At 70.4% G+C, this 18,686-nt stretch carries 14 protein-coding genes and 1 pseudogene; 9 read left to right on the forward strand and 6 right to left on the reverse strand.

Translation table 11 applies throughout. The annotated features are described in order from the left end of the window. The coding region (locus tag ABNT58_RS22070) for a tripartite tricarboxylate transporter substrate binding protein (protein ID WP_348755555.1) at window positions 1–822 on the forward strand (822 nt) is incomplete at its 5' end. Window positions 823–866: 44 nt separating this feature from the next. Here ABNT58_RS22070 and ABNT58_RS22075 read toward each other — a convergent pair. The 6 genes from ABNT58_RS22075 to ABNT58_RS22100 form a co-directional block, all read right to left on the reverse strand. Next, window positions 867–1,931: a porin gene (locus ABNT58_RS22075; protein ID WP_348755556.1), complete on the reverse strand. Its 1,065-nt coding sequence runs from the start codon at window positions 1,929–1,931 to the stop codon at window positions 867–869. Window positions 1,932–2,079: 148 nt separating this feature from the next. Next, complete coding sequence (locus ABNT58_RS22080) at window positions 2,080–5,328, reverse strand: PAS domain S-box protein (protein WP_348755557.1); 3,249 nt, start codon at window positions 5,326–5,328, stop codon at window positions 2,080–2,082. 55 nt (window positions 5,329–5,383) lie between these two features. Further along, window positions 5,384–6,211 (reverse strand): orotidine-5'-phosphate decarboxylase, encoded by an 828-nt coding sequence (pyrF, locus tag ABNT58_RS22085; RefSeq protein WP_348755558.1) that lies wholly within the window; start codon window positions 6,209–6,211, stop codon window positions 5,384–5,386. Window positions 6,212–6,245: 34 nt separating this feature from the next. Further along, on the reverse strand, window positions 6,246–7,613 hold the full coding sequence (gene purB / locus ABNT58_RS22090) for an adenylosuccinate lyase (protein WP_348755559.1): 1,368 nt from the start codon (window positions 7,611–7,613) through the stop codon (window positions 6,246–6,248). Between the two features lie 40 nt (window positions 7,614–7,653). Continuing rightward, window positions 7,654–8,736: a M48 family metallopeptidase gene (locus ABNT58_RS22095; protein WP_348755560.1), complete on the reverse strand. Its 1,083-nt coding sequence runs from the start codon at window positions 8,734–8,736 to the stop codon at window positions 7,654–7,656. Next, complete coding sequence (locus ABNT58_RS22100) at window positions 8,733–9,920, reverse strand: YjgN family protein (RefSeq protein ID WP_348755561.1); 1,188 nt, start codon at window positions 9,918–9,920, stop codon at window positions 8,733–8,735. Before ABNT58_RS22100 ends, ABNT58_RS22095 begins: the two co-directional genes overlap by 4 nt. 140 nt (window positions 9,921–10,060) lie before the next feature. On the opposite strand from ABNT58_RS22100, the gene ABNT58_RS22105 reads away from it, so the two are divergent. The 8 genes and pseudogenes from ABNT58_RS22105 to ABNT58_RS22140 all read left to right on the forward strand — a co-directional run. Next, a complete protein-coding gene (locus tag ABNT58_RS22105; RefSeq protein ID WP_348755562.1) occupies window positions 10,061–11,050 on the forward strand; it encodes a BMP family protein in 990 nt (329 codons plus the stop codon). A gap of 22 nt (window positions 11,051–11,072) precedes the next feature. Then, a complete protein-coding gene (locus ABNT58_RS22110; RefSeq protein WP_348755563.1) occupies window positions 11,073–12,698 on the forward strand; it encodes an ABC transporter ATP-binding protein in 1,626 nt (541 codons plus the stop codon). Further along, window positions 12,691–13,773 (forward strand): ABC transporter permease, encoded by a 1,083-nt coding sequence (locus tag ABNT58_RS22115; protein ID WP_348755564.1) that lies wholly within the window; start codon window positions 12,691–12,693, stop codon window positions 13,771–13,773. The genes ABNT58_RS22110 and ABNT58_RS22115 overlap by 8 nt, the downstream gene beginning before the upstream one ends. Then, window positions 13,770–14,708, forward strand: a complete 939-nt coding sequence (locus ABNT58_RS22120) for an ABC transporter permease (protein WP_348755567.1) — start codon at window positions 13,770–13,772, stop codon at window positions 14,706–14,708. Before ABNT58_RS22115 ends, ABNT58_RS22120 begins: the two co-directional genes overlap by 4 nt. Before the next feature lie 87 nt (window positions 14,709–14,795). Next, window positions 14,796–16,058: a GTP cyclohydrolase II gene (locus ABNT58_RS22125; RefSeq protein WP_348755565.1), complete on the forward strand. Its 1,263-nt coding sequence runs from the start codon at window positions 14,796–14,798 to the stop codon at window positions 16,056–16,058. Beyond that, the gene (locus tag ABNT58_RS22130) at window positions 16,051–17,304 is read left to right on the forward strand and encodes a URC4/urg3 family protein (protein WP_348755568.1); all 1,254 of its coding nucleotides are present in this window, start codon (window positions 16,051–16,053) and stop codon (window positions 17,302–17,304) included. The genes ABNT58_RS22125 and ABNT58_RS22130 overlap by 8 nt, the downstream gene beginning before the upstream one ends. A gap of 361 nt (window positions 17,305–17,665) precedes the next feature. Beyond that, the gene (locus ABNT58_RS22135; RefSeq protein ID WP_348755566.1) at window positions 17,666–18,409 is read left to right on the forward strand and encodes an SDR family oxidoreductase; all 744 of its coding nucleotides are present in this window, start codon (window positions 17,666–17,668) and stop codon (window positions 18,407–18,409) included. 35 nt (window positions 18,410–18,444) lie between these two features. After that, a pseudogene (locus tag ABNT58_RS22140) lies at window positions 18,445–18,686 on the forward strand (polysaccharide deacetylase); the annotation flags it as partial.

Raw genomic sequence — 18,686 nt, forward strand, 5'->3', positions numbered from 1 at the left:
CGGGTGTTCGGCCAGCCCTTCATCGTCGACAACAAGCCCGGCGCGGGCGGCAACATCGGCGCGGCCGAAGTGGCCAAGTCGGCACCCGACGGCCACACGCTGCTGATGGGCACCGTGGGCACTCACGGCATCAACCAGTCGCTGTACCCCAAGCTGCCCTACGACCCCATCAAGGACTTCGCGCCGGTGACGCTGGTGGCCGCGGTGCCCAACGTGCTGGTGTTCAACCCGGCCAAGGCCGAGCGGCTGGGCATCCGCAACGTGGCCGACCTGATCAAGTACGCCAAGGCCAACCCCGGCAAGCTCAACATGGCCAGCTCGGGCAACGGCACCTCCATCCACCTGGCGGGCGAGCTGTTCAAGGCCATGACCGGCAGCTACATGGTGCACTTCCCGTACCGCGGTTCGGGCCCGGCGCTGATCGACCTGATCGGCGGCAACATGGACCTGATGTTCGACAACCTGCCGTCGTCGATGCAGCAGATCAAGGCCGGCAAGCTGAAGGCGTTGGCGGTGACCAGCGCGGCCCGTTCGCCCGCGCTGCCCGACGTGCCCACCATCGCCGAGGCCGGGCCGGTCAAGGGTTATGAAGCCAGCAGCTGGTTCGGCCTGCTGGCGCCGCACGGCACGCCCGCCGACGTGGTCAATCGCCTGCAGCAGGAAACTGCCAAGGCGCTGGCCAGCCCGGTGCTGAAGGAACGCCTGATGGCCCAGGGCGCGGTGCCCAGCGGCAACACGCCGGCCGAGTTCGCCAAGCTGATCGACGCCGAGACCGCCAAGTGGGCGCAGGTGGTGAAGGTGTCGGGCGCCAAGGTGGATTGATTGGGCCCCCAAGGCCCGGGCTGCGCCCGGACCGAGGGGTTCGCTCAGAACTTGTGGCGCAGGCCGATGGCGTAGGTGTTGCCGGTGTCGAAGCCGGTGAGCTTGTCGCTCATGTAGATCGCGTACAGGTCGGTGCGCTTGGACAGGTTGTGGTCGTAGCCCAGCGTCAGCGTCTTGTTGAGCCGGCCCACGCCGCCTTCGCGCTTCGATTCACCGTACGAGGCCAGCACCGCGCCGGCCGCGCCCACCGGCACGCTGGCGCCGACCTGGGCGTTCTTGGTCTTGACCTCGAGCGTGGCGTCGGTGGTGATCTGGCCGTACTGGCCGAACAGCTTGACCATGCCGAAGTCGTACGAGGCGCCCAGCTGCCAGGCTTCCTGGTGGTCGAAGCCGGCGAAGTTGGTCAGGTTGTTGCCGCCCGGGCCGTTGGCTTCCACGTGCTGCCAGGCCAGCGTGGCCGAGAACGGGCCGCCGAAGTACAGCACGTTGGCGCCGTAGTTGGGCCCCTTGTTGACGCCGCCTTCACCGGCCGTCACGGCCACGTTGGCGCTCAGGCCGCCGAACTTGGGCGTGCCGTAGAACACGCCGTTGCTCCAGCCCGAGTCGCCGATCAACGGCGTCTGGAACACGGCATTGCCGGCGCCCTTCGCGTTGTTGTACCACTGGCGGATCGAGGGCGAGAAGCCGAACGAATCGCCGAAGGGGTTGAACAGCAGCGTGGACACGAACAGCGGCGGGCTGGCGCGGCCGGCGCGCAGCGAGCCGAAGCTGCCGGCGATGCCCACGTTGGAAGCGCGGGCCCAGAACACGTCGGGCCCGAAGCGGCCGGCGCCGCCGGTGTCGGCCAGGAAGAAGCTCTCCAGCGCGAAGGTGGCCTTCAGGCCGCCGCCCAGGTCTTCGGTGCCCGAAAAGCCGAGATAGCTGGTAGAGAGGTTGCCGCTTTGCACGCGCTTGAGCTTGGCTTCGCCCGCGTTCTGGAACTGGCCGGCCGACATGTCGACCAGGCCGTAGATGGACACGCTGGACTGCGCGTGTGCGGCGCCGGCGGCCAGGGCCAGCAAGGCAGCAAAGGCGGCGGGGCGCAGGCGGGCTTCGAAGGAGAAATGCATGGTCGAACGGGCTCCGGGGCTGTGTTGAAGTGCAGCGCCCCAGGGCGCAAGTCGCATGCCCATCGCCATGGCTGTCCCATGCACCCGCACGCACCCCCAAGTGACAAGCCGTGTCACCTTGTGGTGCACGGTTGTATGCAAGATGCGCCTAGAGGGTGCCCAGCGCCATCGCCTCCACCAGCGCCGCATGCAGCCGCACGGGGTCGATGGGCTTGGTGAGGAAGTCGTTCATGCCGGCGGCCAGGGCCTGCTCACGCTCGGACACCAGGGCCGCGGCGGTCAGCGCCAGGATGGGCAGCGCGCGGGCGTCGAACTGCTCGCGCAGCACGCGGGTGGCTTCATGGCCGCTCATCACCGGCATCTGCACGTCCATCAGCACGGCGTCGAAGAGCCGGCCCTTGTCGGCGGCCTGGCGCACCGCCTCCACCGCCTCGCGGCCGTTGGCGGCCTGCGCCACTTCCACGCCCCAGCGCTCCAGCAGCGCCACGCCGATCATCATGTTCACCGCGTTGTCTTCCACCATCAGCACCCGGCGGCCGGCGAGCGGGCTGGTGGTGTCCAGCGGGCCGAAGGCCGAGGGTGTGCCGTCGTCGTCGCTGGAAGGCAGCGGCAGCTCCACCCAGAAGGCGCTGCCGCGGCCGGGCTGGCTTTGCACGCCCACTTCGCCGCTCATCAAGGTGGCCAGCTCGCGGCAGATGGACAGACCCAGCCCGGTGCCGCCGAAGCGGCGCGTGGTGGATTCGTCGCCTTGGGTGAAGGGCTGGAACAGGCGGCCCTGGGTCGCGCGGTCGATGCCCGGGCCGGTGTCCACCACCTCGATGCGCAGCCGGGCGGTGGACGCCAGCGGATCGGGTCGGCCGTTGCGCAGCGCACGGGCCGGCCGGGCGCGCAGCGTCACGCTGCCGCTGGCGGTGAACTTCAGCGCATTGCTCAGGAAGTTGCCGATGATCTGCCGCACCCGCACCGGATCGCCCAGCACCCGCTGCGGCAGCGCGGGGTCGATGTCCAGGTGCAGCGCCAGGCCGCGGGCCTCGGCCGGGCCCAGGCTGCCGCGGTGCAGGTTGCCCAGCAGCGCATGCAGGTCGAAGGGCACGGTCTCCAGCCGCAGCTTGCCGGCTTCCACCTTCGACAGGTCGAGGATGTCCGAGATGATGGCCGACAGCAGCTTGGCGCTGTCGACGATCTGGTCGAGGTACTGGCCGCGCCGGTCTTCGTCCACGTCGCTCTGGCGGGCCAGGCGCGCCAGGCCCACCAGCGCATTGAGCGGCGTGCGGATCTCGTGGCTGGTGTTGGCCAGGAAGGCGCTCTTGGCCTGGCTGGCGGCTTCGGCTTCGTCGCGGGCCTTGGCCAGCGCGGCTTCCACGCCGCGGCGCTCGGTCACGTCATCGGCGATCCAGATGGTGCTGCCGCCGCTGGGGTGGTGCGGGTCCACCGCGCGGGCCAGCAGCCGGCACAGGAACATGCTGCCGTCGTGGCGGCGCATCGGCGCCTCGTACTCCACCTGCTCGCCGCGCGCCAGCGAAGGGCCGATGGCGCGCCCCATGGCGGCGTAGGCGGCGTCGTCGGGCCACACCGCGCGGCCGGGCTGGCCGGGCAGCTGGCCGCGTGACCAGCCGAACATCTGCTCGAAGCGCGGGTTGGCCAGCTGGAACACGCTGTCGCGCGTCAGGGCGATGCCGATGGAGGCGTTCTCGAGGATGGCCTCGCGCTCCAGCCGGGCGCGCTCCTGCACCGTCACGTCGCGGGCGTTGAGCACCAGGTACTGCCGCCCGTCCATCGCAAAGCGTGCGGCCGACACCAGCATGTCCAGCCGCTGCCCGTCCTTGGCGTTGAACTGGGTGGGCAGGTCGCGCACCACGGCCGATTGCTGCACGCCCTTGACGATGCGTGCGCGGTCTTCGGGGTGCACCCAGATGCCCAGCTCCAGCGCGCTGCGGCCGATCACCTCGTCCATCGTGTAACCGGTCAGGCGCACGAAGGTGTCGTTGACCATCACGTAGCGGCCGCCCAGCTCCGACAGGGTGATCACGTCCGGGCTGGTGGCCACCAGGTGCGACAGCAGCGCCTCCGAGCGGCGCACCGCCTGCTCGGCGCTGCGGCGCTCGGTGTCGTCGAGGAAGCTGGACAGCGTGGCGGGCTGCCCGTCGGCTTCCACGCCCACGCCGGCCACGCGCACGGTGCGCTGGCGCCCGTCCACGGTGTTCAAGGTGTATTCGGCCGGCGACAGCTGCGGATGGCCCGGCGCCGCCTCCAGCAGCAGCGCCTCACCGGCCTGGGCCTCCGGCGGCTGCAGCGCGCCGAACACGTCCTGGCCCAGCATCGAGGCAACGTCGGGGTAGCCGAACAGCGCGGCGGCGGCCGGGTTGGCATCCAGCACCCGGCGCTGGCGGTGCAGCAGCAGCGGCGAGGGCAGGCGGCTGAACAGCTCCTGGTAGCGCACTTCGGTGGCCACCAGGGCGGCGCGGGCCCGCATGTCCAGCGTGACGTCGCGCGACACGCCCCAGTAGCCGACGAAGACGCCGCGGGCGTCGAAGCGGGGCTCGCCGCTCAGCACCTCATGGCGCAGGCTGCCGTCGGGCTGCTGCTCGCGCACATGCACTTCGCGGAAGGGGCGGCGGGCCGTCAGGTCGGCGCGCAAGGCGTCCAGCACGTCTTCGTCGAACAGGCGGCCCGGCATCTGCCAGGGCGGGCACAGCGGCGGCGGCTGCACCGGCTGGAAGCGGTGGTCCGGGTTGCGCATCGACAGGTGCACGATGCGAAAGCCGGTGTCCAGCTCCCAGTAGGCATCGGCGGCGATGCCCAGCAGGCCGACGAAGCGCAGTTCGCGCTCGGCGCTGGCGCCCACGTGCTGGCGCAGCACGCGGGCCAGCAGCGTGCCGCAGGCCAGCCCGGCGGCCAGCAGCAGCCATTGGTTGAGCAGCCGCCGCAGCAGCGGCACGTCGGCCACCGCGGCGGCGCCGGTGATCCATTGCCGGTGCTCGGCCCAGGCCAGCAGGCCGATGGACAGCGCCGCCCCGGCCGCCACCAGCGTTCCGCGCCGCACCGTGGAAATGGCGCAGGCGGTGCAGGTGAGCAGGCTGTAAAAACCGATGGCAGCGCTGTTGACGCCCCACTGGAAGATCAGGCTGGTCAGCGTGATCAGCAGCACCGTGCCCAGCGCCACCGGCATCACCGCCCGGTCGATCACCGGGCCGCGCTGGCGCTGCAGCAGGGCACCGGCCAGCGCCATCAGCAGGAAACCGCCGGCCAGCAGGCCGCGCGGCGCCAGCGGCCCCGGCTGCGCCAGCATCAGCAGCGCGGCGGCGGCCAGCGCACCCACGCTGACGGTGCCATAGAAGTAGTGCGCCACCAGTGCGCGCACCGACGGCAGCGGATCGACCAGGGGCGAGGCGTTCACGCGCGGATGCCCCGGGGAGGGCAGGTGGGGTGTGGCATGCGGCGTTGCCGCACGGTCAGCCCGCGGGTTGCGACCGCGCCGCGTTCAGGGTGTCGCGGGTGGCCAGCGCGGCCGCGCGGGCGGCGGCCGCGAAGTTGTCCCCGCGCGAGGCGTACAGCACCGCCCGCGACGACGACACGATGATCGGCGCCTCGGGCCGCCAGCCAGCGCGCACCGTGGCTTCGGCGTCGCCGCCCTGGGCGCCGACGCCGGGAATCAGCAGCGGCAGCGTGGGCGCCAGCTCGCGCACCCGCGCCACCTCGGCCGGGAAGGTGGCGCCCACCACCAGGCCCAGCTGGCCGTTGGCGTTCCACGGGCCGGCGGCCAGGCGGGCGATGTGCTCGAACAGCAGCTCGCCGCTGGCCAGGCGCTGCGCCTGCAGGTCGCTGCCGCCGGCGTTCGACGTGCGGCACAGCAGGATGGCGCCGCGGCCTTCGTAGCGCAGGTAGGGCTCGATGGAATCGAAGCCCATGAAGGGCGAGAGCGTGACCGCATGCGCCTGGTAGCGCTCGAAGGCTTCGCGCGCGTACTGCTCGGCGGTGGCGCCGATGTCGCCGCGCTTGGCGTCCAGGATCACCGGCACCGTGGGTGCCACCTGGCGGATGTGGGCGATCAGCCGTTCGAGCTGGTCTTCGGCGCGGTGGGCGTGGAAGTAGGCGATCTGCGGCTTGAAGGCGCACACCAGGTCGTGCGTGGCGTCGACGATGGCGGCGCAGAAGTCGAAGATGCGGCTGGCGTCACCGGCCCAGGCGCCGGGAAAGCGGGCCGGGTCCGGGTCCAGGCCCACGCAAAGCATCGAATCCTGGGTATGGGCGGCCTGCCGCAGCGCTGTGACGAAGTTCATCGGCTGATTCTAGGCAGCCCATGCTGCTGCCCGGCTAGATGCGTTGGGCCAGCTCCGCCGCCTTTCCGGTGTAGCCGCCGGGCGTCAGCGCCAGCAGCCGTGCCTTGTCGGCCTCGGGAATCTCCAGCGTGGCGACGAACTGCTGCATCGCCTCGCGGGTGATGCCCTTGCCCCGGGTCAACTCCTTCAGGCGCTCGTAGGGGTTGGGCAGCGCGTAGCGGCGCATCACGGTCTGGATGGGCTCGGCCAGCACTTCCCAGGCGGCGTCCAGGTCGTCGGCCAGCGCCGGCTCGTTCAGCTCCAGCTTGTCCAGGCCGCGCTGCAGGCTGTCGTAGCCCAGCAGCGCATAGCCCAGGGCCACGCCCATGTTGCGCAGCACGGTGCTGTCGGTCAGGTCGCGCTGCCAGCGGCTGATCGGCAGCTTCTGGCTCAGGTGGGTGAGCAGCGCGCTGGCCAGGCCGAAGTTGCCCTCGGCATTCTCGAAGTCGATCGGGTTGACCTTGTGCGGCATGGTGGAGCTGCCGATCTCGCCCGCCTTGGTCTTTTGCTTGAAGTAGCCCAGCGAGATGTAGCCCCAGACGTCGCGCGCCCAGTCGATCAGGATGGTGTTGGCCCGGGTGACGGCGTCGAACAGCTCGGCCATCCAGTCATGCGGCTCGATCTGGATGGTGTAGGCGTTGAAGGTGAGCCCGAGCTGCTGCTCCACCACCTGGCGGGCATGGGCCTCCCAGTCGTGTCCGGGCCAGGCCGACAGGTGGGCGTTGTAGTTGCCCACCGCGCCGTTCATCTTGGCCAGCGGCTGCACCTCGGCGATGCGGGTGCGGGCATTGCGCAGCCGCACCACCACGTTGGCCACTTCCTTGCCCACGGTGGTGGGGCTGGCCGTCTGGCCGTGGGTGCGGCTGAGCATGGGCACCGCGGCAAACTGGCGGGCCATGCCGGCCAGCTTGTCGATGATGCGGTCCAGCGCCGGCAGCATCACCTCGTCGCGCGCGGCCTTGAGCATCAGCGCATGGCTGGTGTTGTTGATGTCTTCGCTGGTGCAGGCGAAGTGGATGAATTCGCTGGCGGCTTCCAGCTCGGCCTGGCCGGCGATGCGCGACTTCAGCCAGTACTCCACCGCCTTCACGTCGTGGTTGGTGGTCTTCTCGATGTCCTTGATGGCCTGGGCGTCTTCTTCCGAGAAGCGCACCACCAGGCCACGCAGCAGCCCGCGCGAGGCTTCGGTCAGCGGCTTGAACTCGGCAAAGCCGGCGTCCGACAGCGCGATGAACCACTCCACCTCGACCTGCACGCGCCGGTGCATCAGCCCGAACTCGGACAGCAATGGGCGCAGCGCGGCCACCTTGGCGGCATAGCGGCCATCGAGCGGGGACAGGGCGGTGAGGGAGGTGGGCGTCATGGCAGACCAGCGGGCGCGGACGCCCTTTGCACAAAGGGCGCTATTTTAGGCGGCCGGCCTGTCCGACCCGGCGGATGCGCTCGGCGTCGTCGGGGTGGCTGGACAGTGCGATGCCCAGCCGTGTGGCCGCAGATCGCTCGCCGTTCGCGTGCGGCGCGCCGAACAGCCGGCGCATCTGGGCCGGGTCCTGGCCGTCGGCCTGCAAGGTGCGGATGGCCTCGGTATCCGCCTCTCGTTCCAGCTCACGCGAATAGCCCATCTGCAGGGCCGTCACCGCCAGCGCGCTGGTCACACCGGTCACGTCGCCGATGGCCATGGCGGCTGCCACCGCCAGCAAAGAAGCCTGCACCACGGTGCGCATGCCATGCCGGTGGGCCACATGTCCCAGTTCGTGGCCGAACACTCCCACCAACACCGGTTCCCCGTGGTCGGCATCCTGCGCGAAGGCCTGCACCATCTGGTCGGTGACGATGATGGTGCCCCCGGGCAGCGCCAGTGCATTGGCGCCCAGCTTCGGGCTGTGGCGGAACAGCACGCGGTGCGGGGGTGGTGGCTGCGGCGCATGGGTGGCCTGGGCCGCCTGGTCAAAGCGTGAGAGCCACCGCCGTTGCGTGCTTTCCGGCAGCAGCGAGGGCGCGAACAACTCATCTTCCAGCGCTGCCAGCAGTTGGTCGCCCACCTGCGCGTCGACGGTGTGCGGCAGCACGGCCACCGTGGCCATGGCCGCCGCAGGCAGGCCCCACCGGTAGGCGCTGACGCTGGCGGCGATCAGCAGCAGGCTGGCGAGGACGACACCGCGCCAGCTCTGCTGTGAGCGCACGACCAGCGAGTCGCCGGCCCCGAGACTGCGGCGCCATCGATCCCATGCCAGCGCATCGCTCGCGTGCAGCCTGGCACCGTTGGGAAGGTCCGCGTGGCGCGAGCCGTGACGTTGTCGCTCCGACCAGCGAACCGCCGCCAGCGCCACGTGCAGCGTGTCGAAACTCGCTTCCCCGGCCGGACGGATGATCAGTTCGCCGGCCTGGACCTGGACGAGGGCCTCATGGGCACGTGCGCTGCGGCCGTCGAAGTACTGCGCGGCCAGTCCAGGCGCGGGTGCTGCCGGGTCGGGCGTCGCCGTCACAAGCCGACGTCGATGCCGAAGGCATCGACCCCCGCATCGCCTGTGGCGTGTGCACTGCCGCCGCGTTGGCCGGACACCAGGGCATCCACATCGGTGAAGAGTTCGGCGGACACCGCCTCCAAACGCAGCCGCGCCAAGGCCACCTGCGCGAAAGGCCAGTAGAGGCCGAGCGAAACCACCGTCAACAGCCCGTTCTTCATGTAGAGCGTGAGCATCGGCAGGAACCCCAACCGGCTTTGAAAGCGAATCTGGTCGCCTTCAGCGCTCCCCCACACGATGTTCTGCATGCGGCTGGCGTGATAGGCCTTGCCCGCGCACACGGCCAGCAGGTAGCACAGCGCCAGGACGGCGGCGGTCCACCAGGTGGTGGACTGCAGGGCCTGCGGCCTGAGCATCTGTTGCAGGCCTGGGTCATCGGACGTCGCGGCGGTGAGCGGCATGAGGCAAATCACCAGCGCCGCGGGCACCGTCGCCAGCATGGACACCCCGGCGGTGCCGACCAGTGCGCCGTAAAACTCGCCGGCAGCGGCCTTCATGCGGACCCAGACGCCCGCGAAGTTGGCATGCTCCATGCGGTAGCGCGCCTGCCGATGCCACCACAGCGGGATGACGCCCATCGTGATCGGCATAGAGAGGCTGAGCACTGCAACAACGAGGACGCCCTCGAGGCGGTTGGCACGAGAGGCCCCGGACACGGCGGCGGAAGCGAGGATGGTCAACGCCACCACGCTCGCAAAGGCAGCAAGGATCGGCCAATGGCTCCGGTAGGCTTGAGCCATCGTCCCGGAGAAGCCGAAGCGCAGGCCCCGCCAACTGGTGTGGGTGATTCGAAAGCGCAGGGCAGACCGCGTCAAGGCCGGCATCGCCGCCAAGGCAGCCAGCGTCATCAGGGCTTGCAGACCAGGAGAGACACCGCCCACGAAGACGTAGGCCAACAGGAAGGCTGCCACCAACAAGCTGCCCTTGAGCATCTGGATGGGCTCGCCGTGGAACCCCATCGGGTGGCCGCCGACGAGGGTGTTGCCGTGAAAGTAGCGCAGGCGCCGCGCCTTGGCCCAGGGGTGGTAAAGGCCCAGGGTCACGATGGTCAGCAGCACGTTGACGATCCAGATGCGGAAGTATTCGCTGCCGGAGCCGGTGAAGCGGATGTGCAGGTACTGCCCTGCGGGGGTCGGGGTGGTCATGAAGTCCTCGTCGGTCAAGTGGGTCGCGACGGACTGCATGGCGGTCGCAAGCCGGAAGACCCGTTCTCGACAGGAGGAACAACACTTGCATGGTGCCTATTCACCCTGCTACTTTTCGCCACCTTCCGTTGGAGTGCTCGATGTCATCTGTCCTGCGCCGCACCGTTCTCTCCCTGCTGGCCTGCGCTGCAGCCGCCGCTGCCTCGCCTGCCTTTGCCCAGGCCAAGATGAAGGTGGCCGCCATCTACACCGTGCCGGTGGAGCAGCAGTGGGTCAGCCGCATCGACAAGGCGCTGAAGGCGGCCGTCGCCCGCGGCGAGGTGGAGTACGTGTTCAGCGAGAACGTGGCCAACGCCGACTACGAGCGGGTGATGCGCCAGTACGCCGAGCAGGGCAACGTGCTCATCGTCGGTGAATCGTTCGCGGTGGAGGCCGCGGCCCGCAAGGTGGCCAAGGACTACCCGAAGGTGGCGTTTTTGATGGGCAGCAGCGGCAAGCCGCAGGCGCCCAACTTCTCGGTGTTCGACAACTACATCCAGGAGCCGGCCTACCTCACCGGCATGATCGCCGGCGGCATGAGCAAGAGCGGCAAGATCGGCCTGGTGGGGGGCTACCCCATCCCCGAAGTCAACCGGCTGATGAATGCCTTCATCGAAGGCGTGAAGGAAGTGAACCCCAAGGCCACCTTCACCGTCAGCTTCATCAACAGCTGGTTCGACCCGCCCAAGGCCAAGGAAGCTGCCTTCGCGATGGTGGACAAGGGCGTGGACGTGCTGTATGCCGAGCGCTTCGGCGTCAGCGACGCCGCCAAGGAGCGCAAGGTGCTGGCCATCGGCAACGTGATCAACACGCAGGACAAGTACCCCGAGACGGTGGTGGCCTCGGCCCTGTGGCACATGGAACCCACCATCGACGCGGCGCTGGCGGCGGTCAAGGCCGGGCAGTTCAAGGCCGAGGACTACGGCAAGTACTCGCTGATGAAGGTCAAGGGCAGCGAGCTGGCGCCGCTGGGCAGCTTCGACACCAAAGTGCCTGCCGATCTCAAGGCCAAGGTGATGGCCAGGCAGCAGGCCATCCTGGACGGCAAGTTCACGGTGAAGGTGAACGACGCGGCGCCGAAGACCAAGTGACTGCGCGAAGTAACGACGCGAAGTGACGATTCATCCCCACGCGGCGCCCGGCCCCGCGCCGGCCGCCGCGCCGGTGCTGCAGCTGCAGGGCATCGCCAAGCGCTTCGGCGCGCTGGTGGCCAACGACGACATCTCGCTCAGCCTGCACCGTGGCGAGGTGCTGGCGCTGCTGGGCGAAAACGGCGCCGGCAAAAGCACGCTGGTGTCCATCCTGTTCGGCCATTACGTGGCCGACAGCGGCACGGTGCAGGCCTTCGGCCGCCCGCTGCCGCCGGGCGACACACGGGCGGCGCTGCAGGCCGGCATCGGCATGGTGCACCAGCACTTCACGCTGGCCGACAACCTGAGCGTGCTGGACAACGTGATGCTGGGCACCGAGCCGCTGTGGCAGCCCTTCTCGCGCCGGGCCGCTGCCCGCGCCGCCCTGCTGGACACGGCCCGCCGCTTCGGCCTGGGCGTGGACCCGGACGCGCGCGTCGGCGACCTGTCGGTGGGCGAACGCCAGCGGGTGGAAATCCTCAAGGCGCTGGTGCCTTGCGGCCGCCGGGCCGGGGCGCGGGTGCTGATCCTCGACGAGCCCACCGCGGTGCTGACGCCACAGGAAAGCGAATCGCTGTTCGCCACGCTCAAGCAGCTGGTGGCCGAGGGCTTGGCCGTCATCTTCATCAGCCACAAGCTGGACGAGGTGCTGCGTGTGAGCGACCGCGTGGCGGTGCTGCGCGCCGGCCGGCTGGTGGCCACGCTGCCTACCCGGCCTGACGCTGCTAGCGGCCGGCCGCCATTGACCAAGGCCGAGCTGGCCGAGCTGATGGTGGGCCGCCGCGTGGCGCCGGCCACGCGGGCAGCCCGCGAGCGCGGCGCGCCGGTGTGCGAGCTGCAGGCCGCGGTGGTGACGGATGCGCAAGGCCGCCGCCTGCTCGATGGCGTGGACCTGACGGTGCATGCCGGCGAGCTGGTGGCGATTGCCGGCGTCTCGGGCAACGGCCAGCAGGCGCTGGCCGACCTGCTGTGCGGGCTGCACCGGCTGGCGGCCGGGCAGCTGCGCCTGGCCGGCCGGGCGCTGCCCGCGCGGCCGCGCGCCTTCGTGCAGGCCGGCATCGCCCGTGTGCCGGAAGACCGCCATGCCGCCGGCGTGGTGGGCGACCTGCCGCTGTGGGAAAACGCGGTGCTCGACCGTTATGCGCAGCCGGCCTTCTCGCGCTGGGGCCTGCTGCGGCGCGGCCGCATGCGGGCGCATGCGCAAGGTCTGGTGCAGCGCTTCGACGTGCGCGGCCTGGAAGCGGGTGGGCTGGACACCGTCACCCGGCGGCTGTCGGGCGGCAACATGCAAAAGCTCATCCTGGGGCGGGCGCTGGCGGCCAATGGCGAGGCGGTGCCGCCCTTCATCATCGTCAACCAGCCCACCTGGGGCCTGGACATCGGTGCGGTGGCCTACGTGCACCAGCAGCTGCTGGACGCCTGCGCCCGCGGCGCCGCGGTGCTGGTGATCAGCGAAGACCTGGACGAGGTGCTGGCGCTGGCCGACCGCATCGCGGTGATGCACCACGGGCGCTTGACGCCCGCCCGTCCCACGGCCGAGTGGACGCTGCAGCGCATCGGGCTGGCGATGGCCGGCAACGACGCGGGCCAGGAGGCCGAACATGTCTAGACAAGCCTGGCCGCTGCGCTTCGAGCGCCGGGCCGAGCCCTCGCGCGGCTGGCAGCTGGCCGCGCCCTTCGTGGCGGTGGCCTTCACGCTGGCGGTGGCTTCGCTGCTGGTGGCCTGGGCCGGCGCGCCGGTGGGGCAGGCCTATGCGCTGCTGCTCGAAGGCGCCTTCGGCTCGCGCTTTGCGATCACCGAGACGCTGACCCGCGCCACGCCGCTGATCTTTACCGGGCTGGCGGCGGCGGTGGCCTTCCGGGCGCGGCTCTTCAACATCGGCGCCGAGGGGCAGCTGTATGCCGGTGCGCTGGCCGCGGTGGCGGTGGGTGGCCTGCACGACGGCACCGGCTTCGAGGCCGCCACCTGGCTGCTGTTCCCGGCCATGATTGCCGCCGCCATGCTGGCCGGCGCACTGCTGCTGCTGGGCCCGGCGCTGTTGAAGTCGCGGCTGGGCGTGGACGAGGTGGTGACCACGCTGCTGCTCAACTTCATCGTGCTGCTGTTCGTCTCGATGATGCTGGACGGCCCGATGAAAGACCCCACCGCGATGGGCTGGCCGCAGAGCGTGGCCCTGCAAGACCCGCTGCAGCTGGGCAAGCTGATCGAGCGCAGCCGCGTGCACACCGGGCTGCTGGCGGCGCTGGGCCTGGCGGTGGCGTTGTGGCTGCTGTTGCAGCGCACCGCCACCGGCCTGGAGATCCGGGCCGTCGGCGCCAACCCGCGGGCGGCAGCCTTTGCAGGCATGCCGGTGGGCTGGGTCACGGTGAAGGTGGCCATGATGTCGGGCGCACTGGCCGGTCTGGCCGGCGCGGTGGAAGTGGCCGGCCGCACCAGCTACGTCACGCTCGACATGTCGCCGGGCTATGGCTACAGCGGCATCGTCATCGCGATGCTGGCGGGCCTGAACCCGCTGGGCGTGGTGGTGGCCGCGGTGTTCGTGGCCGGCATGCTGGTGGGCGCCGACAGCATGAGCCGCAGCGTGGGCGTGCCCACCTACATCGCCGACGTGATCGTGGCCGTGAGCCTGATCGCCATCCTCGTCACCAGCCTGTTGGCTCAATACCGATGCAGGCGTTCCTGAGTGCCATCGCCGAGCTGCTGGCTTCGGCGCCCTTCTGGGTGGCGGTGCTGCGCATCGCCACGCCCTTGCTGCTGGGCACGCTGGGCGTGCTGCTGTGCGAGCGGGCCGGCGTGTTGAACCTGGGCATCGAAGGCATCATGGTGGCCGGTGCCTTCGGCGGCTGGCTGGCGGTGTACCAGGGCGCGCCGCTGTGGGGGGGCGTGCTGGCGGCGGCGGTGGTGGGCATGGTGTTCGGCCTGCTGCATGGCTGGCTCACCGTCACGCTGGCGCTGTCGCAGCATGTGTCGGGTCTGGGCATCACGCTGCTGGCCACCAGCCTGGCCAGCTATGCCTATCGGGTGAGCTTTCCGAAGGTGGAGAGCCCGCCCACCATCACGCCCTTCGCACCGATGGAGTGGCTGCCCGTGCCGGTGCTCAACCAGCAGACGCCGCTCACGCTGCTGGCGCTGCTGCTGGTGCCGGCGGTGGCGTGGGGGTTGATGCGCACGCCGCTGGGCCTGGCCATCCGCATGGTGGGCGAGAACCCGTCGGCCGCCGAAGGGCAGGGCCTGTCGGTGGCACGGCTGCGCATCGGGGCGGTGGTGGCCGGCTCGGCCTTGATGGGCGTGGCCGGCGGCTTTCTCACGCTGGCGGCCTTCAACGCCTTCTACTTCAACATGGTCAACGGCCGCGGCTGGGTGTGCGTGGCGCTGGTGGTGTTCGCTTCTTGGCGGCCGGGCAAGGCCTTGCTGGGCGCCTTGTTGTTCGCCTTTTTCGATGCCTTGCAGCTGCGGCTGCAGCAGGCCGATGGCGGCGCCGAGGCCGCGCTGGCGCTGCCTTACCAGCTGTACCTGATGCTGCCCTATGCCATGGCCATCGTGGCGCTGGTGGTGGTGGCGCGGCGCGCGGCCTATCCGCAGGCCTTGATGAAGCCCTACCGCAAGGGCGAGCGTTGAAGCCGCGCCACACCGCACACACAGCGCCCCGCGTACGATGGTCCGCAGCGTGTCGATGCCAGATCCCGTTCTTCCGGAGAGCCTGAGATGAACCCATCCACCAGCGAGCCCGCCCGGCACATCCGCCTGACCTCGCACCCCGGCCAGCAAGGCCCCACCGGGGCGCCGCCCATCCAGTGGGGCGCGGCCGATGCACTGGCCCGCGGCCCCATCGTGGGCAGCACCACCAGCCGAGCGCAGCGCAACGTCATCGGCACCCACAGCGGCGGCTATGGCGTGTACCGGGCGCTGGCGGTGGCGGCCGGCAACCTGGTGCGCGGCCATCGCGCCGACCTGACCAACACCGCACCGACGGACGAGATCGGCCCCTACCCGCAGTGGTCCGAGGCCGAGAAGATCGTCTCCATCGACCCCTGGGGTGCTTCGGTGCAGTCGGTCTATGCCGACTACCTGGCGCGCGGCTACGACATCCGGCCCACCATCGCGGTGACCAAGGCCCATGTGCACCTGCCCGAGGTCAAGCAGGCCATCGCCTTCCAGCGGCTGCAGCCCGATGGCAAGTTCCTGCTGGAAGACGGCTCTGCCGTGGTCACCAAGGTGGCTGTGGAGCCGGTGTGGTGGCTGCCCGGCGTGGCCCGTCGCTTCGGCGTCAAGGAATCGGACCTGCGCCGCGCGCTGTTCGAAGAAACCGGCGGCATGTACCCCGAGCTGGTGACGCGCAGTGACCTGGAAGTGTTCCTGCCACCCATCGGCGGGCAGACGCTGTACGTGTTCGGCGACATCCGCGATTTGGCCAACCCCATGGTCACGCTCACCGCCCGGGTGCACGACGAGTGCAATGGCTCCGACGTGTTCGGCTCCGACATCTGCACCTGCCGGCCCTACCTCACGCATGCCATCGAAGAGTGCATCCAGGGCGCGCAAAAGGGCGGCGTGGGCCTGATCGCCTACAGCCGCAAGGAAGGCCGCGCGCTGGGCGAGGTGACCAAGTTCCTGGTCTACAACGCCCGCAAGCGGCAGGAGGGCGGAGACCGCGCCGACAAGTACTTCCTGCGCACCGAATGCGTGGCCGGCGTGCAGGACATGCGCTTCCAGGAGTTGATGCCCGACGTGCTGCACTGGCTGGGCATCCGCAAGATCCACCGGCTGGTGAGCATGAGCAACGACAAGTACGACGCCATCACCGGCAGCGGCATCGAGGTGGGCGAGCGGGTGAAGATCCCCGATGCGCTGGTGCCGGCCGATGCCAAGGTGGAGATCGAGGCCAAGATCGCCGCCGGCTACTTCACCGATGGCGGCGTGATGACCGAAGCCGACCTGGCGCAGGTGAAGGGGCGTGGCCTTGTCTGAAGTGGCTGACGCATCGACCCTGGCCGCGGTGCAGCAACTGCGCCAGGCCGCCACCATCCGCGAGCGCTGCGCCCACATCGCCCGCGCGGTGGAGGCCGGCCGCTCGCAGCACTTCACGCTGGATGCCCGCCGGCTGGACGCGGTGGCCGACCGCGTGGCCGCACTCACGCGCGGCCGCTTTCCGGACGGGGGCATTCCGTACCACAGCCGCTGGCGCCACTTCGAGGCCGGCGGCGTCGACCGCAAGGCCGAGATGGATGCGCTGCTGGCCGGCCGCAGCGCGGCCGAGGTGGCGCGCGCGCGCATCGATCTGGCCCTGGTGAGCGTGCTGCTGGACGCGGGCGCCGGGCCGCAGTGGTCGTATGCCGAAGTGCTGCCCGGCGGCGCTGCCGGCGGCCGCTACAGCCGCTCGGAAGGGCTGGGCGTGGCCAGCTTCCGCGCTTTCCTGGCCGGTGCGTTTTCGTCCGACCCGGCCGAGCCGCTGCGGGTGGATGCGCGGGCGCTGCAGTCCATCGATGCCACGCGCCTGGCGGCGGTGTTCCAGGTGAGCGACACCAACCCACTGGTGGGCCTGGACGGCCGCGCCGCGTTGCTGCGCCGTCTGGGTGACGCACTGGCCGCGCAGCCTGAATGGTTCGGCCCGGAAGGCCGGCCCGGCCGCCTGTTCGACCTGCTGCAGCCGGCCGGCACGGTGCAGGCGGCAGCCATCCTGCAGGCCTTGCTCGATGCCTTCAGCGGCATCTGGCCCAGCGGCCAGCGCTTCGGCCCAGCGCAGCTGCCGGTGGGCGATGCCTGGCCGCATGCGCTGGCCGGCGGCAGCGGTGCGAGTGCGGGCTGGGTGCCCTTCCACAAGCTCAGCCAGTGGCTCAGCTACTCGCTGCTGGAGCCGTTTGAATGGGCCGGCGTGCCGGTGGCGGGCCTGGACGCGTTGACGGGCCTGCCCGAGTACCGCAACGGCGGCCTGCTGCTGGATGCAGGCGTCATCCTCCCGCGCGACGCGGGCTTCGCCGATCGGCCCCGCCGGCCGGGTGAGCCTTGGGTGATCGAGTGGCGGGCGCTGACCGTGGTGCTGCTGGACGAACTGGCCCCGCGGGTGCGTGAGCGCCTGGGCGTCACCGCCGAGCAGATGCCGCTGGCCTGCGTGCTGGAAGGCGGCACCTGGCAGGCCGGCCGCCAGATCGCCGCCGAACTGCGCCCCTGCGGCGGCCCACCGGTGCAGATCGACAGCGACGGCACGGTGTTTTGAAGTTGGCCCCCAAGCTCGCTGTGCTCGCGCCCCCCCAAGGGGGATCTCAGTCCCTTGGGGCGGCCCGGCGGGACTGAGGTTCGCCCCCAAGCTCGCTGGCGCACGCGTCTACCCGACGGGAGTCGTCAACCCGCAGGCGCGGGGCCGCATTGAGATGGCGTCGGGGGCAAGCACGATCGCCCGCAAAGCGCCACAATTGCTGCAGTGCAGCGTAGAGACGCTGGCGTCAAGCACCGTGCAAATATGCACCGTCTTGGCGCGCAGGGGGCGCCCCTGGCGGTTCAGCCGCCCGGCCGGTGTCCGAAGGTATTTCCAAGGCGGCGGCTGGGGCCGCGTCCGTCAACACAAGAGGGTTGTTTCCATGAGTTCGCGCATCGCCTACGTCACCAGCGGGATGGGTGGCGTCGGCACTGCCATCTGCCAAGCCCTGGCGCGCAGCGGCCACACCGTGGTGGCCGGCTGTGCGCCGGATTCGCCGCGCCGCGCGGCCTGGCTGGCGGCGCAGAAGGCGCTGGGTTTCCATTTCATCGCCTCCGAAGGTGACGTGACCGACTGGGCCAGCACCACCCGCGCCTTCGGGGCGGTGCAGCGCGAGCTGGGCCCGATCGACGTGCTGGTGCACAACGCCGGCCGTTCCTGCGAACGCCACTTCCGCGACATGGCGCCCAGCGACTGGCAGGCGGTCATCCGCGGCAACATCGATTCGCTGTTCAACGTCACCAAGCAGGTGGTGGACGGCATGATGGAGCGGCGCTTCGGCCGCATCGTGCTGATGGCCTCGCTCACCGGCGGCCAGGGTCGGGTGCGCGAGGTGAACTACGCCACCGCCAAGGCCGCTGCCCAGGGCTTCACCCGCTCGCTGGCGCAGGAGCTGGCGCCGCACGGCATCACCGTCAACACGGTGTCGCCGGGCCACATCGCCGGGGCCGGCGCGCGCACGCCGCCGCCCGACGTGCTGCAGCAACTGGCCGCCGCCACCCCGGTGCGCCGCCTCGGCCGGCCCGAGGAAGTGGCCAGCCTGTGCAACTGGCTGGCGTCGGACGATGCGGCGTTCATGACGGGGGTCGATTTCCCCGTCAACGGTGGCGCCCTCACGGGTCGATAGGACACCGTCCCCGCGGGCCACGGCATCATCCCCGCATGCCGTTCACCCCACCGCTCCACCACGACCGTTTCGACTACTCGCCGATCACCCGGCGCAATCTGCCCGATTGGCCGGGCGGTGCGCGGCTGGCGGTGTACATCGGCTTCAACCTCGAGCATTTCGCCTTTGGCGAAGGCCTGGGCGCGCGGCTGGCGCCGGCGCTACCCAACCAGCCGGACGTGCTGAACTACGCCTGGCGCGAATACGGCAACCGCGTGGGCGCGTGGCGCTGCCTGGA

The sequence above is a fragment of the uncultured Aquincola sp. genome, assembly GCF_964001545.1.
Classification (GTDB): Bacteria; Pseudomonadota; Gammaproteobacteria; order Burkholderiales; family Burkholderiaceae_C; genus Aquincola.

What these genes read in the sequence shown, in the direction of transcription:
- pyrF (WP_348755558.1), bottom strand. Translation starts at nt 6,211, where the DNA reads ATGAACTTCGTCACAGCGCTGCGGCAGGCCGCCCATACCCAGGATTCG.
- ABNT58_RS22100 (WP_348755561.1), bottom strand. Translation starts at nt 9,920, where the DNA reads ATGACCACCCCGACCCCCGCAGGGCAGTACCTGCACATCCGCTTCACC.
- ABNT58_RS22115 (WP_348755564.1), top strand. Translation starts at nt 12,691, where the DNA reads ATGTCTAGACAAGCCTGGCCGCTGCGCTTCGAGCGCCGGGCCGAGCCC.
- ABNT58_RS22105 (WP_348755562.1), top strand. Translation starts at nt 10,061, where the DNA reads ATGTCATCTGTCCTGCGCCGCACCGTTCTCTCCCTGCTGGCCTGCGCT.
- purB (WP_348755559.1), bottom strand. Translation starts at nt 7,613, where the DNA reads ATGACGCCCACCTCCCTCACCGCCCTGTCCCCGCTCGATGGCCGCTAT.
- ABNT58_RS22135 (WP_348755566.1), top strand. Translation starts at nt 17,666, where the DNA reads ATGAGTTCGCGCATCGCCTACGTCACCAGCGGGATGGGTGGCGTCGGC.
- ABNT58_RS22075 (WP_348755556.1), bottom strand. Translation starts at nt 1,931, where the DNA reads ATGCATTTCTCCTTCGAAGCCCGCCTGCGCCCCGCCGCCTTTGCTGCC.
- ABNT58_RS22125 (WP_348755565.1), top strand. Translation starts at nt 14,796, where the DNA reads ATGAACCCATCCACCAGCGAGCCCGCCCGGCACATCCGCCTGACCTCG.